The 15,241-nt window shown below is 57.8% G+C and carries 22 protein-coding genes; 2 read left to right on the top strand and 20 right to left on the bottom strand.

Going from position 1 to position 15,241, the window contains the following annotated elements; translation table 11 throughout:
* Positions 1-3: 3 nt before the first annotated feature.
* Genes KJF94_RS07235 through KJF94_RS07220 form a run of 4 tightly spaced genes read right to left on the bottom strand, consistent with a single transcriptional unit; the run spans position 4 to position 2,563 of the window.
* Positions 4-504, bottom strand: a complete 501-nt coding sequence (locus tag KJF94_RS07235; protein ID WP_214382230.1) for a DnaT-like ssDNA-binding protein — start codon at positions 502-504, stop codon at positions 4-6.
* A gap of 3 nt (positions 505-507) precedes the next feature.
* The gene (locus tag KJF94_RS07230) at positions 508-822 is read right to left on the bottom strand and encodes a hypothetical protein (protein ID WP_214382228.1); all 315 of its coding nucleotides are present in this window, start codon (positions 820-822) and stop codon (positions 508-510) included.
* A gap of 53 nt (positions 823-875) precedes the next feature.
* Positions 876-1,844 (bottom strand): major capsid protein, encoded by a 969-nt coding sequence (locus KJF94_RS07225; protein WP_214382226.1) that lies wholly within the window; start codon positions 1,842-1,844, stop codon positions 876-878.
* 11 nt (positions 1,845-1,855) lie between these two features.
* Positions 1,856-2,563: a hypothetical protein gene (locus tag KJF94_RS07220; protein WP_214382224.1), complete on the bottom strand. Its 708-nt coding sequence runs from the start codon at positions 2,561-2,563 to the stop codon at positions 1,856-1,858.
* 111 nt (positions 2,564-2,674) lie between these two features.
* On the opposite strand from KJF94_RS07220, the gene KJF94_RS07215 reads away from it, so the two are divergent.
* Positions 2,675-3,142: a hypothetical protein gene (locus tag KJF94_RS07215; RefSeq protein ID WP_214382222.1), complete on the top strand. Its 468-nt coding sequence runs from the start codon at positions 2,675-2,677 to the stop codon at positions 3,140-3,142.
* A gap of 18 nt (positions 3,143-3,160) precedes the next feature.
* On the opposite strand, the gene KJF94_RS07210 is transcribed toward KJF94_RS07215, so the two are convergent.
* The 6 genes from KJF94_RS07210 to KJF94_RS07185 all read right to left on the bottom strand — a co-directional run bounded on the left by KJF94_RS07210 (position 3,161) and on the right by KJF94_RS07185 (position 8,717).
* Positions 3,161-4,249 (bottom strand): minor capsid protein, encoded by a 1,089-nt coding sequence (locus KJF94_RS07210; protein ID WP_214382220.1) that lies wholly within the window; start codon positions 4,247-4,249, stop codon positions 3,161-3,163.
* Entirely contained in the window at positions 4,224-5,684 is a 1,461-nt protein-coding gene (locus KJF94_RS07205) for a DUF4055 domain-containing protein (RefSeq protein ID WP_214382218.1), read from the bottom strand. Before KJF94_RS07205 ends, KJF94_RS07210 begins: the two co-directional genes overlap by 26 nt.
* The gene (locus KJF94_RS07200; protein WP_214382217.1) at positions 5,681-6,982 is read right to left on the bottom strand and encodes a terminase large subunit domain-containing protein; all 1,302 of its coding nucleotides are present in this window, start codon (positions 6,980-6,982) and stop codon (positions 5,681-5,683) included. The genes KJF94_RS07205 and KJF94_RS07200 overlap by 4 nt, the downstream gene beginning before the upstream one ends.
* Positions 6,969-7,430: a DUF2280 domain-containing protein gene (locus KJF94_RS07195; protein WP_214382215.1), complete on the bottom strand. Its 462-nt coding sequence runs from the start codon at positions 7,428-7,430 to the stop codon at positions 6,969-6,971. Before KJF94_RS07195 ends, KJF94_RS07200 begins: the two co-directional genes overlap by 14 nt.
* Before the next feature lie 32 nt (positions 7,431-7,462).
* On the bottom strand, positions 7,463-8,086 hold the full coding sequence (locus KJF94_RS07190; protein ID WP_214382213.1) for a putative metallopeptidase: 624 nt from the start codon (positions 8,084-8,086) through the stop codon (positions 7,463-7,465).
* 70 nt (positions 8,087-8,156) lie between these two features.
* Positions 8,157-8,717 carry a hypothetical protein gene (locus KJF94_RS07185; protein ID WP_214382211.1) on the bottom strand — a complete coding sequence of 187 codons (561 nt, stop codon included), beginning with the start codon at positions 8,715-8,717 and terminating at the stop codon, positions 8,157-8,159.
* Positions 8,718-8,880: 163 nt separating this feature from the next.
* Here KJF94_RS07185 and KJF94_RS07180 point away from each other — a divergent pair, with 163 nt between their 5' ends.
* Positions 8,881-9,309: a hypothetical protein gene (locus KJF94_RS07180; protein ID WP_214382209.1), complete on the top strand. Its 429-nt coding sequence runs from the start codon at positions 8,881-8,883 to the stop codon at positions 9,307-9,309.
* Between the two features lie 61 nt (positions 9,310-9,370).
* On the opposite strand, the gene KJF94_RS07175 is transcribed toward KJF94_RS07180, so the two are convergent.
* From KJF94_RS07175 to KJF94_RS07130, 10 genes are all read right to left on the bottom strand, one after another.
* Positions 9,371-9,703, bottom strand: coding sequence for a phage holin, lambda family (locus tag KJF94_RS07175; protein ID WP_214382207.1), 333 nt, complete (start codon positions 9,701-9,703; stop codon positions 9,371-9,373).
* Positions 9,704-10,105: 402 nt separating this feature from the next.
* Complete coding sequence (locus KJF94_RS07170) at positions 10,106-10,315, bottom strand: hypothetical protein (protein ID WP_214382205.1); 210 nt, start codon at positions 10,313-10,315, stop codon at positions 10,106-10,108.
* Positions 10,316-10,455: 140 nt separating this feature from the next.
* Positions 10,456-11,133 carry a bacteriophage antitermination protein Q gene (locus KJF94_RS07165; RefSeq protein WP_214382203.1) on the bottom strand — a complete coding sequence of 226 codons (678 nt, stop codon included), beginning with the start codon at positions 11,131-11,133 and terminating at the stop codon, positions 10,456-10,458.
* Positions 11,130-11,711, bottom strand: coding sequence for a recombination protein NinG (locus KJF94_RS07160; RefSeq protein ID WP_214382201.1), 582 nt, complete (start codon positions 11,709-11,711; stop codon positions 11,130-11,132). The genes KJF94_RS07165 and KJF94_RS07160 overlap by 4 nt, the downstream gene beginning before the upstream one ends.
* Positions 11,711-11,959, bottom strand: a complete 249-nt coding sequence (locus KJF94_RS07155) for a hypothetical protein (RefSeq protein WP_214382199.1) — start codon at positions 11,957-11,959, stop codon at positions 11,711-11,713. Before KJF94_RS07155 ends, KJF94_RS07160 begins: the two co-directional genes overlap by 1 nt.
* Entirely contained in the window at positions 11,956-12,426 is a 471-nt protein-coding gene (locus KJF94_RS07150; protein ID WP_214382197.1) for a NinB/YbcN family protein, read from the bottom strand. Before KJF94_RS07150 ends, KJF94_RS07155 begins: the two co-directional genes overlap by 4 nt.
* Positions 12,427-12,518: 92 nt before the next feature.
* Positions 12,519-13,313, bottom strand: coding sequence for an ATP-binding protein (locus KJF94_RS07145; RefSeq protein ID WP_214382195.1), 795 nt, complete (start codon positions 13,311-13,313; stop codon positions 12,519-12,521).
* Positions 13,303-14,100 (bottom strand): phage replication protein, encoded by a 798-nt coding sequence (locus KJF94_RS07140; RefSeq protein ID WP_214382193.1) that lies wholly within the window; start codon positions 14,098-14,100, stop codon positions 13,303-13,305. The genes KJF94_RS07145 and KJF94_RS07140 overlap by 11 nt, the downstream gene beginning before the upstream one ends.
* Positions 14,100-14,330, bottom strand: a complete 231-nt coding sequence (locus KJF94_RS07135) for a hypothetical protein (RefSeq protein WP_214382191.1) — start codon at positions 14,328-14,330, stop codon at positions 14,100-14,102. The genes KJF94_RS07140 and KJF94_RS07135 overlap by 1 nt, the downstream gene beginning before the upstream one ends.
* Positions 14,327-15,187, bottom strand: a complete 861-nt coding sequence (locus KJF94_RS07130) for a phage antirepressor KilAC domain-containing protein (protein ID WP_214382189.1) — start codon at positions 15,185-15,187, stop codon at positions 14,327-14,329. Before KJF94_RS07130 ends, KJF94_RS07135 begins: the two co-directional genes overlap by 4 nt.
* Positions 15,188-15,241 lie beyond the last annotated feature (54 nt).

Here is a 15,241-nt window from a genome sequence, read left to right as displayed (position 1 = left end):
TGTCTATACGCGGACGGCGAACAAGCCCCGCTTCTGTAGGTAGTCAGCGAACTGTGTAGCACTCGGCCGATCTGGCGCCGCCGGCAGCAGTCGGCCGCTGGTGTTTGGGATCGTGGCGTACTCGCGAGTTACTGCGCCTTCGACACGCTCCAGCGTCACAGCACCTTTACGCTTGTCAATCGGGTCGATGTCGTCGGCGTGGATCTCAGCGGCCAAAGCCATCTGGCCGTATTGGATGCGCGCCGGCAGGTAGTTGTCGGGCTTGATCTGCTGATCGAGTTCAACCCCGCGGCGCGGCCAGGCTAGGGCCTGATCGCTGTCCGTCTTGCGCCCCTTCCAGGTCTTGCCATCCATCGCCAAGGCGGCCCGGCGCAGCAACGCTTCTTGCGCAGGCACTTCTGCGGGAATGACCACGCCGAACTTCACGGCGTACAGCGTCAGGTCCTCTGCAGATGCGTAGCTTTCGGCGTCTGGCTTGCCGGTACCGTCCTCGATGATGAGCATGTGTCAGTCCTGATCTTTCAGCAGTTGCAGAAGGGTTGGCTGATCGGCGTTGCTGTCAAAGGTTACGCCTTTCTTCGTCAGCGCGTCGTGGAGCTCTTCGATCTTCAGCTTTTCGCGAGGATCCGCGGTTGGAGCCTTCGAGGCTGGACGGAACTCAGGTTTCAACTTCGCCTTCGGCGGCTTCTCAACCTCGCCACCGCGATCTTCCGTCACGTTTGCGTCGATGATGATCAGGCCTTCCTTCTTGGCGATCGCCTTCACGTCATCTTCGTAGCGGTGGAACGGACCCGGCAGATACCAGATGTTGTTGTCGGTCATCACTGTCACTCCGCTGGGCCAGGGCATTATGCCCCGGCGCAGACATCAATTAGTTACTTGGAGGCGTCGCCGATCAGGGCAACACCGGCGGTGTCCTTGATGCTGGCTGCGGTCTTGTCCCAGTTGGTGCCAGTGGCGAGCGCGGCGCTGGATGGAGACTTGCCACCACTCGCGGTATCCCAGGTGTAACCCTTCAGGCCCAAGCCAAAGGTGTAGTCAACCTGGATGGTGGTGGTGATGCGCTCGTTGCCGTTGTTGGTCTGCACGTTCGAGATGATGTCTCGGTTGTCGTGCACCAGAGCGGCGCCAGCGGCCAAGCCCAAGATGATTTCCTTGTTCGGCGTGCCGGCCTGTGCGAGCGCCGGGGCATCGGTGACGATCGAGGTCTTGCCGAGGATATCGACGACGCGAACGTTGCCGGCCTGAAACAGGTTGTTTGGGTTGGCGAGACCTTGGCCAACCAGTTTGTGCCAGGTGGTGCCCTGCATGACTTGAGCAATCAGGTTCTGGCTGGCATCGCCGAACTTCGCATGCGCGCTGTTCAGGCCAGCCTGAGAGATGCCGGAGGTAGCCGACACGTCGTTTACCGCGCCTGCTTGCGCAGTGATTGCGGCCACCAGTGCAGCGATAGCGGTATTCAGCTGGTCCTTCAGCAGCACTTCGGCGAACGCGCGGCTCGCAACTTCAACGCCCTGCGCAGTTGGACGCTGCAACCAGGTCATTTGCGACGGCTCGTAACGAATCGGACCGAAGCCGCCCGCCACTTTCACGGTGGTGTCTTGCAGTTCAGTAAGGTCAACCGGCGCCACCACGGCGTTGGCACCGTATCGATTCACGCGGCGCTGGGCTGCACCGAGGTTCTGGAAGAACGACTCTTGCAGGAAGTCGCCGGTGAAGCCGTTGGGAGACAGCACGATCGCGCCATTACTAGCAGCGTTGAACGCCTCCAGCATTTGATCCAGCGTCTCGAGAGTCGCCGGCATGATGTAGTCGTTGAAAACCTGCATTTGAGACAGGGACATGAGTTATTTCCTTACGATTGAGGGAGATCTGGGAACCGGCTTGCGATAGCGGCCGTGCGTTCCTCTTTGTTACCGCCGATTTTTCCTTTCGGGGCCCCGCCCCCACCACCTGCACCGCCGGCCCCGCCGCCCGATGCCTTACTACCCGCGATCAACGGCGCGAACGCCGTGTCATTTGCGAATTCTGCTTTCAGCTCATCCAGTGTTGCCGCCGAGAGCTTGCCCTGCTGGTCGAGCACGACCACAACAGGCTTCCCGTCGCGCTGCTCGACGCTCAAACGGCGCTCGATGTGCGGCAACAGGGCTTTTGCGCTGCCTGGGATTGCCAGGGCAGACGCGATATCAGTAGCGGTGCGGCCAACAGTCAGATCCCGGATCTGAGTGCTCAGCGTGTTCCGCTCCTGCTCCAGCGTGCCGTTCAGCTCAGCTTCGCGGCGGTTGTATTTTTCGGACCAGGACTTTTCGAGCTCTTCGACGTTGCCGGATTTGCGGGCAGCCTCTTCGCGCTCAGTGCGGGCCAACTCTTCAGCCTCCCGGGCTTTCTTCTCGGCCAGTTTCTTTTCGCCGAGCAGCTCATCGACCTTGGCTTTCAGTCCGGATACATCTTCGTGTTGGGGCAGACCTTCAATGCCGAGTACGAACTTGCCGTCCTTCTCGGTGTAAAGAGCGCGCACGGATTCATCGACACCGTCCAGGCTGTCCAGTTGGAATTTCAGCATTGGTTGTCTCCCAGAGACGTTGGCGCAGGCCCGGCCTGCGATGTGAAAAAGCTTGACGAGCATCTACATTGTAATTACATTGCACACACCAACGGAGAGGAATCAGAAATTATGAGTTCAGTTCAGTTCATTCATGGTGAAAGCGGCGAGGCAGTATTTGCGGTGCTTCCAATCGACGACTACCGCGCACTAATTGCAGGAGGCAGCGCGTCAGAGTCACCAAGTAGGTTGAACCCCCTACTTAATGAGGAACAAACCATGATCAAACTTCCATATGGCGGCCCTAACGCATATCTGAGCGTGCCAGAACTGCTCGATTACCTCCGTAAACATGAAATCCAACACCTTGCAGTAAACCAACGTGCTCAGACCTTGGATAAATTTCCGGACAATCAATTGATGACGCTTGACCCGATCATTCGTCGTGAATTTCTCGGAGATCTTCGCTACAAAAACACCATGCAAGCGACCAATGAGGTTGTTGACGCACTGGTCGCGACCGGGAAATTCCGCCGCTGCAAGCAGCGTTACGAAGGCATCTTTAGCCGCCCTGTGAATGCATTGGAAGTTGTTGGTTAAACACGATAGCGGGCCTCTTCATCTGAGGCCCGCCTTTGCAAATGCCAAAGGCTCAAGCGCTTTCATTTGCACAAGCGTTAGCGGTGAAAAGTTACGATCAAGCTGCAGCTCGGAGAATCGTTCGATCGTCAGGCCACCCTCGCGAAATAACTTCGCGCGGACCGGGCCGATGGCCTTGTCCTGAAACGCCGCCGGTTGCTGCTTGAGCCAGTCGTAATAGCTCAGGTCTGCCCTCACCTGCTGGGCGCCACCGTCGCCGATGGATGCGCGCGTGGCATCCTTGGCGAACAACGCGCTGAAGCGGGTCACCGCGACGATTGTCGAACGGCAGTTGATGTGGATCGGCGGCCGCGGCCCCTCGGTGAGCTTGAAGCGCTGCTTGTCGAGCGTCCGGCACTGGCTGGTGGTCTTCGTGTCCAGCGTGCTGACCCACTCCACCGCCTGCACAACATCGGCGTTCTCTTTTAGAGTCTCCATGCGCGCCTGGGTGGCGACGTGCTGCACCGCAGTTCGCACCACGGCGCTGGCATTGCGGTTGGTCGTGGCCAGGATGCCGTCGTTGTACTGGAGCGCCTTAGTCCCGCGGATCTTCTTGATGATCTGAAAGTTCGTCTGGCCTTCGAAGAAGCCCTGCCGGATCGCGCCTGTGAGGCGTTGTCGCTCGGTAGTGGTGAAGCCATCAATGAACGACTTGAGCAGTTTCCCGCCGTCCGCACCGCGCACGCTGAGCGGGTTCGTGAGAATGGCCGCCCTGATTGCAGCAGCACCAGGCACCGCGGCGTCAAACGAGACTCCCACCGGTGCCGCCCGGGTCAGGCTGGTCGCTTCAAACTCAGCCTCGTAGTTGGCGATGTCGATCAGGTCGAGGTTCAGCTTTTCACTGTATCGGTCGAAGATGCCCAGCAACAGGCTATCAACCTCGCTCAGCAGCCTCTCCAGACGCGCGATGGTGTAATCCGTCAGGTCGGCTCGGGTCAGCCGCTCACGGATCGAGCGGTCGATCTCCTTGAGGAATGGCCCGAACTTGGCGACCTCCCCCGACTTCAGTTGCTCGAGGAAGACGGCGTGTCGAATCGTGGCGTCAAGGATCGCTTGGTTTGCCGCCATTCGGGATTACCTCTTCGTCATCCAGATCAGGCCCGGGGTTCTCAGTTTCCAGTTCGTCGCGGATCTGATCGTCGGTCTTCTCGGGATCAATCACCCCGCGATCACGCAGGTACTGCCAGAAGTCAGACGACGGCAACTTGCCGCCCTGCACTGCATTGAACAAACCGGTGAGGATCGTCGCGTCCAGGGTGATCTGGCTGAAGTCCTGGTTGAGTTTGTAGAGGGTTTCGCCGGTGGCATTCACGAACTCAGCCATCCAGACCAAGCACTGGCTGTAGGCCTCGCTGACGTTGCTCACCACCAGCGACAACACGCTGTGTTCGGCGGCGCTGTCGTTGTCGGCTTGGGTCGCGGTCTTCACCGCGCTCCCCCGCTCGATCAACCGGGCGCCGAGCGACACCATGTCCTCTTTCTTGCTGTCCATGGCCTCTTTAGCGACCGTGTTGGGCTGAGCCTGCCACACGCCGCACGCGCCATTGACCGGAAGCAGCCACGGTGCCCTCGACCCCAGGAATATCCCGGCTTTTTCCAGATGGTCGCGCCATTGCTCGTCCAGCCCAGACATCCATGGCTGAGGCTGGCCCACCAGGTAGGCGGCCTCCTCGTAATCCGCGCTGTTGCGGTAATGGCCGATGTTGATTTCGGCCATGTCGTACAGCGGAGAGTCATCAATGCTGGTGTCGTTATTCTCGCTGCCTAGAAACTGGAACGGGATCACACGCCATGGTTGGCCGAGGCCATTCAATGGTGTGAAGGGCGCAACGATCATCGCTGTCTGGCTTGACCCCTCTTCCCACACTTCCTGCGTGTAGACGCCGGCGTCATCCAGGCGCAGCACTCGGTATTGAACAACCTGCTCGCTACCGAAGCCGTCGTCAGTGTCGACGTCGACCGTTTCGCGCAGCACCACCAGGCTCAACAGATGCTGGCCACCAACTTGGCGAGTCTTCCAGTTAATGATGGACTCGGCCGGGTAACTGGCGACGCTCGCCCGGGCGCGGCCGGACAGTTCGTCTGCCTTGCTTACGGTGCCTGCCTCGACAGCTGCGTAATCCACCAGCAGACCATGACGCCCGACTTCGAGCAGATGCCCGATCACCGACTGCGACTGCTGGTAAACGCTTACGCCCTGCCCGTCGATATCCTTCGACACGTAGCCGAGTGCGCCGGGGACGGTCAGCGTTGGCCAAGTGCGGAACACCGCGCCAACCAAGCTGTGTTTCGTGCGGCCCGTGGCGTTGTAGAACACAGCGCGTTTTTTGTACGCGTCGTAGCGATCCTTGTTGTCATCGCTGGTGTCCGAGGCATTCGGTCGGGGAAGGTACTTGTCGCCGGCCGCTTTGATGGTTTCCGAGCCCTTGCAGACGTCGCGGACCAATTTCCAGCGGTACTGCGCCGCCTTGTAATCGTCCCGAGTAAAAGTGACGTCCGTCATCGGGCGACTCCCATTTTCATTGAGGTGACCGGTTTAATGATCGGGTACTCGCGATGAATGAAGTAACCGCCGCCATCGTTGGCGTGGTCGTTGCCCTGGCTCTTGTCCGGTTCACCGTTGGGCGCCCAGATCTGCTGCTCAAGGCCGTCGGCGTAAGTCGGGCAAGTGAACGGATTGACCAGGTATCGCCGCTCACCCTGTGCATTGCAGAACATGGCGTTCATGGCGTTGATCCGGTCCTTGACTGGCGGGTTGGCAGCCGGCGCGATGACTTCGAAGCCTGCCTGCTTGAGCAAGGCGAGGTCGGTTTCGCTGGCATTGACCGACTTGCGCGAATTACCGGAGGCATCCGGGTAAATCCGGATTGCACAGGTTTTCGTGTAGTCGTTGCCGTTGTGTTCCCAGTAGCGCTCCTTGATACGGCGGATCATGTCCGGCGTGTCGTAACCATCCATCAATTCATCAACCGCGCGCGGCAGGCCCTGCTCACGTTTGACGTGCGTCACCGCCGCCATCTTGCCGACGTTAAAGTCCATGCCGATGAACAGCGGCTCGCCCGGCTGCACAGTGTCGAAGCACTGATTCAGCTTGCGGTCGTACGCGTGGTAGATCGATCCAGACGTCAGGTTGACGAACTGGCCGTTGAGGTAAGCGAGGATCAGCTGGGGCGGATACGACTCCATGAGCGACAGGATGTAGTCGTCAGGCAGGTTCAGTTCGTTGTCGAACGTGCTTGCCTGCACCAGGCCGTACATCTCATTCAGCTTTGGCTTGTCGCGGAGCTGCTTCACGAACTGCAGGAAGACAAACTTGAAGCCTTCCGGCGTCGTGGTCACGTCGACGCCGTTTTTCAGCCCTGGCAGGTTGTAACGCATCCGGGCAATGATCTTGCGCCAGGCCTGCTGCGCCTTGATCGACGTCAGCACGTCCAGCTCATCCACCAGGGCGTGACCGATCTTGAAACCAACAATGGTTTGCGGCTTCTCCATCGACCGGCAAATCACAGTGCCGCGATACTGCCGGCCGCTGTAAATGTGAACCTCATGGTTCGCTTGGTTGATCTTGGTCTTCAGCCCCCAGTCATAAGCCACCTCGTCCATGGTTGGATAGAAGATGTCCCGGATCTGCGGGTACGTCGGTGCGAAGTAACCAGCGTTGACGCCGGGCCACTCCATGAAGTGCTTGCTGAGCGCCGAGCATCCCACCCAGGTCTTTCCTGAGCCGAACCCTGCGACGAATGCGCGGAACTTGTGTGGCAGCGTGAGGAAGTGAGCCTGAGGAACGTTAAGGCTCGGCATTCGGCTTCCTCGCATCCACCACGTCTACTTGAATGCGGGTGGGGATTGCCGGCTCATCGTCCGGCTCATCTTTGCGGTGCCGGTTGACGTAGATGTCACCGACTTCCTTGGCGGCCTGCTCCAGCAGCTGGGCAGTCAACGCCATGTTCTTCATGTTCTCGGCCTTCTCAGCCATGCGGCCAAGTGCGCGGAGCCGATACGCTCGGTTGGCGATCGGGATGTCGACAGTTTCTTCGCGAAAGCGCTTGCGGGCAGCGTGAAACAGTTCCACCCACTTCGAGCCAAGCCCCTGTCCTGCAAACTTCGTGGGGTCATGAGACTCGCACTGCTGGCGACTCATCTCGATCCCGAATTCCTTCTTGACCGATTCGACCACCTGAGATGGCGTATCAAAGCAGGCCAGAGCCTGAACAATGAAGGCTTTGACCTCGCTTCGTAACACTGCCATAGGGTTGTCATCCGTCAAAACCTGTCATGGGTTCAGGCCGACTTGAGCAGACAGGTTCCGCAGGCCCTCGATATATTCAGCTTCCCTACCTCGGCAGGACTGTTTGCAGCATCCACCAGAGCCTGAACGTCATGGCTCGCACCATAGCGGCGGACCACACCGACGAACTCTTCAACGTCGTGTCCGCGCATCTCAAGCTTCGGTGCGCCGTCTTTGGTGAAGGCTGGCTGACCGTACTTATCGGTGGCATGGGCAATGTGGTAGAGCTCATGCTCGACCAGCGCGCAGAAGTCAGCGTCGGAGCACTGGGCGCAGTAATCGGCAGCCAGGGTGATGATGTAAGCCGGCACCTCGCCGAACCAATCGAACATCTGCTGTTCCATTCGGGCTTTCTGCCAGCCACCTGCGCGGAACGCTACCTGTTCGGCCTGGCCAACTACCGTACGACCCTTCTTGGTGAATGCTGACGATGCCCACATGACCTGGATGTCTGCATCCAGTAGATGGGCATGATCTTCGTTGTGAATGCTGCCAGTGTCGGCGAGGATCTGGTTTTGGAGCCATTCCCAGACCTCGGTGGCAGGCGTCAGGCGGATTCCAAAGTCGGAAAACTCAGAGCAATCGAGCATGGATGCTGGAGGCATTGGCCTAGCCATAGGGGTCCCCAGTAAAACCGTTCAAAAAAAAACCGCCAACATGGCGGTCTTTTTACATCGAGCGAGCTAGTTAGAGGCTCAACTCGCTTTCAAAGTCGGGAAGATGTTTTACAAACAACATTTCGATTGCAACCTCAGGATCGCTTGTCGAAAGCGCCTCTGTAAGCCGCCCATAGCCAACCCGAGGCCATACTTCAATTTTCGCCGACTGAATGAAAGCAAAATCGCCGTCCGGCATATTGATCATCGACCACCCCATTTCAGCAAAGACGCTGCGCAGATCCTCGAAGAACTGGGCTGATGGAAGCGAGCGGCCGGACACCATCTTCATGCCATGCATGCTGAAACGAAACCGATTTATATCGCGCCCCTTCTCCTCGCCATACATCATGGCGTTCACAACAAGGGCTTGTGCGGTTGAGCTTGCAGAGAGCTGCTTTCTGAGACTGTTCATAGTCAATACCGATTTAAGTGAGTGTGTTGGATGGAGGGCATCCAACGGGGTCGTGTTCATTTCGAACACCACCACACTACCATAAAAACCTGATTTGACAATAGACAGGTAAAAAACCAATGCATACTTGTGATTCTGGTTGATATTTGACACATGCCAAGCATTCGAAAAAGGCATCCAGCCACGCCAACCAGCGGCACACCCACCCCTCTCTGCCGTTGAGCAGCACATCGATCAGCTTCTGCTCACCCAAGCGGAACAGGGCAAGGCGGCGCAACCTGAATAATTCGTCATCGTTGGATAAACTCCGCGCTCGATTCATTTGCATCAGGAAAGATTGATGAGCGACGAAAGCCCTCCCCATAACACTAGGCCAAGCTGGATTACCGTCGGATTGATTTCTGCTCTCTGCACGGGTCTCGGCTCTGCGGCAACCGTAGGGGTGAAGTACGGACAACAGGAAACCGCTCTGTCTTCACTAGCAGAGAGAAACCAGGAATACCGGGAGACGAACAAAGAGCTACTGCAGAACCTCAAGGAATGGCGACAAGCCTACGAGAACCAGCAATCACAACTTCAATCCACTCGAGCAAGCTTGCAACGACTACAGAACGATCGATGCAACCCAATCAGAGACAAGGTCGATGATCTCAAGATTACAATTGAGGTCGCCTCGAGTGGAGCGCCTTCACAAAACATTGGGGTTCTTCAAGAAATGATGAAGGACTACCAGAGCTCACTCCGCTCTTGCTACAGCGCGAACCCATAAGAGGGCTGATAGCCAAGGCGCGTCGCGACACGATTTGATAATTCGCGAAGCGTGTCGCGGATTACTCAGGCTTGCGGCTTGGCAACTTGAAGTCAGTCACCCGGTCAGCGATGTTGCGAATCTTCTCCACGCCCAGGAAGCCAACCCAGCCACCGGCAAAGGTGGCCATGCTCTGAGGCAGACCGAAGAAATCCAGCCCGCTGATGATGGTCAGGGTCAAGCCACCGCAGATCGCCCCTTCCACCAGCATCTGACGTCGAGTGCCACCACCGTATGTGATTCGAAGCACAGCCATGGCACAGGACAGTCCAGCGGCGAAGAGGATCGGCGAATGCTGGCTCAACCACGCAAGCGCTATCGCCCAGGTGTCTGGTTTGTCTGGCATGTTGGGCATCTCAGTTCCTCCCCGTCAGGGAGCGGTGATCTGTTGGCAGGCGATTGCCTGCGGATTTGAATCAGCTCCAACAGCACTCCTAGCTCAGAGCGATGGGTGTGGTGGAGCCGAAAACGAAAAAGCCCCAGCAGATGCTGAGGCTAGAAATAAGCGTGAGGGTCTTTCCCCAGCTGTCTGCCGAAGACCTTCTCTGCGTCGACGCCCATTTGCATCGATCTCGCAGTCCAGTCTCGCGCCACCCGGGAGCATGTACCGCCAGGGTGCGCGGGCTGCAGGTGTTTTCTCGTGTCACTCCACTTGCCGGCTTATCAGTGTCCAGGCCTTCCGTGAGGCCGCCCTGGCTGCGGTGAATTTCGGGCATTAAAAAAGGCCGCCTAAGCGACCTTTGAAAAGACTGTCTTTCTATGGATGCGTGCCACCCTGCCCATCTTCACCGCCATGCTTAATCGCCTTTTCTTGTCGATTCTTTTCGATCAAAAATTTCATATACGAGGCGGCCAAGTCTTTTGTGAGAAAAGGTGGATCAATCGGCTTTCCAAAAACATGCACCCGCCAACTACCAGGTTCACCTTCAATGCCGCTTTTTACTTCGCTGACGGTATAAATGGCCATTCAAGCCTCCTAGCCAGATTGAAAGGCAGGATGCTAACAAAAAACCCGGCGCGATGGCCGGGTTCAGATATTTGTGTGCGTGTTGCGTGAATTGCGCACTATGGGAAAAGTACGCACAAATCCCCGTCATGTCAATATGTTTATGCTGCCTCTTCTTCTTTTTCCGCGTGAATGACCTGCCATACCGGCTGCTGTGCCTGAATATCCACTTCAGCAATGACAGATTTCAGGGACTCCCAGAGGTCGAGCCAGTCACGAGTCCAATTCTTCGGATCGATCGTCACTCCGAAGAAGCTTTCCATCTCGGCGGCGACACGTGCCGGCCCCCACTCCGCCGCCCCGCTTACCTGAGCCTTGTACGATTGAAGCGCCAGAGTCACCAGGTAGTGCGCCTTCACGCGCTTTGCCGAGGTCAGATCAGGCAGCTCGGCTTTCGAGGCGACCAACAACACCGCATTCATGACGTGCTGCATGGTCATCATCGGGTGGTAGAGGAAGTGACCGAACTGCTGTACCTGGAAAGGAAGTGTGTCGATTGCACGCAGTACCTTGCCGATGGTGGCCAGGTGCGCGGCCCGGGCGGTGGATCGACCAATTGGTGCGCCGCGTGACTCACTGATACTGATCTTCTGGCGCACGATCTGAATGCGCTCTTCCTTGTCATCGCCCAAGGCAGCGAATACTGCCTCATGTCGTCGCATGCGGGCGCCCTTCTTGATTGGCGCCGATTGAGCCTTGTCGATGGCTACAGCACTGATTGCCGCGTTCGATTCGTGCTGAGCTTCAGTCCATACCTGCCTTGCGTTGATCAGTTTCATGCGGCCTGCCCCTTTTTCAAGTCTCTTGTCTTTGCCCGGTATTCGGCGGTCATCGCCTTCAGCTCTTCGATCGTGTACTTCTTCGGCTCATGCGGACCCTCCAGCCACTCGACCGCCTCAGCGCCGATCCGCCTCACCAGTTCGATGCGGTAGTTCACGATGTTTCCGGACAGCCGGGTGTTGCATGGTGAGCACTGGCGGTGGCAATTCAGCGGCTCGAAGCGAAGCGCAGGGTTACTCCCAACAGTCCGGTAGTGGCCGGCGTCGTACTTGCCTTGGTGGTGTCGCCCGCAGCTGATGCAGGGCTGTGCGGCATCACGCTCTCGCACCCAGGCATTGAACGCCTGTTGCGTGTCTTTCAGGTGATCCGCCCTGCTCTTCAGTTTCTCCCTGCGGACCTTGATTTCTTTGCGCCCGATCTGAGCCAACGACTTGCGCGCCTTCTCCTGATTCACGTCCTTGATGGCCAGGCCGCAGGTGTAGTTGCAGACCGCTTGCCCAAGGCGCTGCGGGGTGAATGAGACCACGCAGGCCGGGTTCTTGCACTTCTTCGGCTTGGGTTGTTTGGCGGCGAGCATCAGCGGTCCTCCCGCTTCTGACGCATGTAGAAGTTCGCCACCACCTCGGCAAGGAAGCGGCAACCAAACTCAGACAGACCGCCTGCGAACTCACTGGCCGCATCTGCTCTATTCGCATACTCGCCATCCAGCCGAAGCGCGACCGCACTGCAAAAGCTTCCGATGTCTTCCGCATCCATTTCCTTGACCAGCTTGTCGACGGACAAAAACACAGTCGTTTCGGTGGTTATTCCAAGTCCTTCACTCATGCAGCCTCCTTGCTCAGCAGATCCGTGAACACAACGCCCTGGCCGGTGAAGTACGCGGCGATGCGGTCGGTGTAAGCGATGCCCTGGGCACGATTGAACAGACTGGTCACCGGGAAGCCGTCGGGCCCGAACAATTTGTGCTCACCCATCAGAGCCAGCTTCTCCTCGTACGGCAGGTGACGCATGACCCGGTACCACGCCGCTTGGAATCCCGAATCTTCGTTGAGCAGGATCTGTACGCCGAAATGCAGTTTGCAGTAGCGCCGGGCGTCCGCTGCGTCGCCGATCTGGGTCATCTCGGAAATACGCTTGTACATCGCAAACCAAAGAGCGTTCTGATCGAGCGTGCGGTCCTTGCCCGGTCGCAGCGACACCACCACGAACTTCTTCTCGCGGAACATCGCACTGAGGCAAGTGATGGCTTCGGTGAGCTTGGCCTGGCAGTTGACGCTGATCTTGTCCGTCATGACGTCACCGCAAATGTGATCAAGACGCAGAACACGCCGATGGCGAAACCGGCAAAGGTGCAAAACAGTGTCATTGCTGATTTAGGGATCATCTAAAAACCCTCCTTGCCGCGCTGAGATTCCCACTCGAACGGAATGACGATCACTCCGCCCTCTCGAAGCCGGTCCACGCAACGCTCGCCCATGGCCGAAGGCAGCGATTTACCGTCGAGGTTTGAGATGATCACCGTGGGGCGCATTTGCTCGTAACGGCCGTTGATGATCGTGAACAACGTCGTCAGCTCGAAGTCGCTCGGGGATTCCTTGCTCACACCGATCTCGTCCAAAACCAGCAGAGACGGTGCGATCAGCCCGGAAAGGATCATTCCCTCAGTGCGTTCGGTGCCGCCGCCGTACGTGGACCTGATGTCGTGCAGGATTGAGCCGATCGTGCGGTACACGACAGTAGCGGCGGTCTTGCGCATCAGCTCATTGGCGATTGCGACGGCCAGGTGAGTTTTGCCAGTTCCAGGCTTGCCCAGCATCAGCAGGCATCGGCCCGACTCGGAGATTTCCGGGAATTTGTCCACGTACTTCCGGCAGATCCGCAGCGCCTCTTTCTGCTCGGGCGACTCAGCGATGTAGCCATTGAGCGTCTTGTCGGCGAAGCGCTTTGGAATCAGCGCCGAACCGAGTTTGACGGAGAGCTCGTAGCGTTCGTGAATCTTGGCCCGCTCAGCCTCTTCTTCCTTCGCGATGCGCATGCACTCCGGGCAACCAGTCTTGAAGACTTTGCCGAAGATCACGTTCACGGTTTGCGAAAACTGGCCGTGTTCTTCGCAAACCCCGGTGGTCTTTTGCGGAGCTGGCAAGGCGCTAGGCATGGCGATTACTTTTTCAGATCGCATAGCTGCCGTCCTCCCGTTGGGTCAGGCCGGCGGTGTAGTCGCGTTCAGCGAAGCCGGTGTGACGGGATTGGGGGAACTGGTGGACGTTGCTGGCGACCTTGACCTCGTCTTCCCAGCGCTTGCCGTTGAGCCAGGTTGCAGGGTGCGGGATGTACTGGCCGCCGTCCTTGGTCCAGTCAGGGCAGACGACTTGCTTGGCCAAGCCGCTGGCGATCAGAGTGAACAGTTCGTCAGTGACCTTGAGTTTCTTCCAAGCCTTCTCCGCGTTCGCCTTGCCCTTCTTGTTCGGGTACAGCTTCCAGAACTTCGGGAACAGATCCTCGGTCGCCGATGCCGCAGGTGTCGGTGGTGTGAGGGGATCAGCAGTCAGGTTAAGGGAGTCAGTAGAGAGGGAGTCAGCCGGAGCGCTTACGATTTTATCGGTAGGACTTCTGCCAAATTCCGAAGTGATACATCCATTTGATACTGAAGGGATAAACGACTCGGGTTCGTTGCGGTGCGGGTTCTGATGTTTCACGAAGTTGTCGATTTCGATGTAGCGCTTTTCACCCACGGTGTAGCGAAAGATGAAGCCGGTTTCCGCAAGCCAGTTGAGCATGTCGTCCATATCGAGCCCGTCGCGGTACGGAAACAGTTCGCCCTTGATGCGAAGCGGACGATCTTCCAGGCGCCCTTCCCGATCAGCGAGAAGCCACAGGCCTTCGAACAGGAGGGTGAGCATTGGATCTGCCACGCCGAGCAGTTCATTTTTGAACAGGGCGGGTTTGAGGTTGCGTGCACGGGCCATTACGCGGCCTCCACTTTTTCAATGAGGTCGCGGGCATTGCGCTCAATAACAAGTCGCTCTGCTTCGGGCATCTGGTTGTAATAGAAGAGCGCTCTCAAAAGGCTCTTGGCTGTTTCGAGCATTTCGGAGTGGTCGCCCAACGAGGCGCTGGTAAGGCGTCCTCCTGCCAAAGCCATACCAAGATGGATTGGCACTGTCGCGCCCTCGATTACTACGGTGAGTCGGCTCATGCGGCATCTCCGAGCAGATCGGCGTCACGGCGCGCCCACAGGGCCTGCAGCTTGGTCAATCCTTTGCCGGTGACTCTTGGAGTCGACACGGTGGTCTTGCCGTTCTCGGGATGCTCGAAGGTGCTGAGCTTAGCGGTGAGGTAGCCGGATTCAATCGGGCCTTGCATCGGTTCGTTTTTGCGGAGGGTCACCCAGCGGCGCTGACGCAGGAATGCCATCAGGCGGTTCTGGCCGGTGCCGATCAGCTTCGCGGCCTCGGCAACCGAGTAGGTTTCATGAGTGACAGTCACTGCGTCGAAGAACGCTGCCTTCGGCGCATCGGCGGCGACCTTCTGCTCGAGCATTAGGTTTTCCTGGGAAAGCTCCGTGTTGTCAGCTTCCAGTGCGACGACCTTCTTCACGTTGTCAGTGAGCAGGGCCAGTAAGGTACGAGGATCGTTGAGGGCGGCGGCGTAGTCGAAGGTTGGCTTGGCGTGAACCAGGCGCCAGAAGTCTTTGACTAGGCGTTTTTTAAACTCACGAACAATCGAACTGTTGCGCATGTAGGTGAGGATGAGCGTCGACTGCTGCTCGTTAAGGACGGCGAATTCAGTATCTGCGCCGCCGTGCTGGCCGGCTGGTCTTGGCTGGATTTCAAATCCGAGCAAGCCGAACTCTTCCAGATCCGCCTGATACGCGCGAACAAGTTTGATAACGCTTGCGTGATCGACGCTGCAGCCGGCAGCGATTGCCAGAGTCGTGGTGACAGCCTCGCCATCTATAAGGCTGACGATTTCGGTACGCGACACGTTTTCGGAGTTAACAAAACGTGTCGCGACATTGGGAGAGGTATTGCTTGAATGGAGTTGGCTCTGCATAATCGACCTCATGAAGTGGTAATGAATCAGCCGGGGCGCAATCCCGGCTTTTTT

The sequence above is a fragment of the Pseudomonas hormoni genome (assembly GCF_018502625.1).
GTDB classification, from domain to species: Bacteria; Pseudomonadota; Gammaproteobacteria; order Pseudomonadales; family Pseudomonadaceae; genus Aquipseudomonas; species Aquipseudomonas hormoni.
Note: the sequence above shows the minus strand (reverse complement) of the source record. Positions and strands in the feature narration are given on the sequence as shown.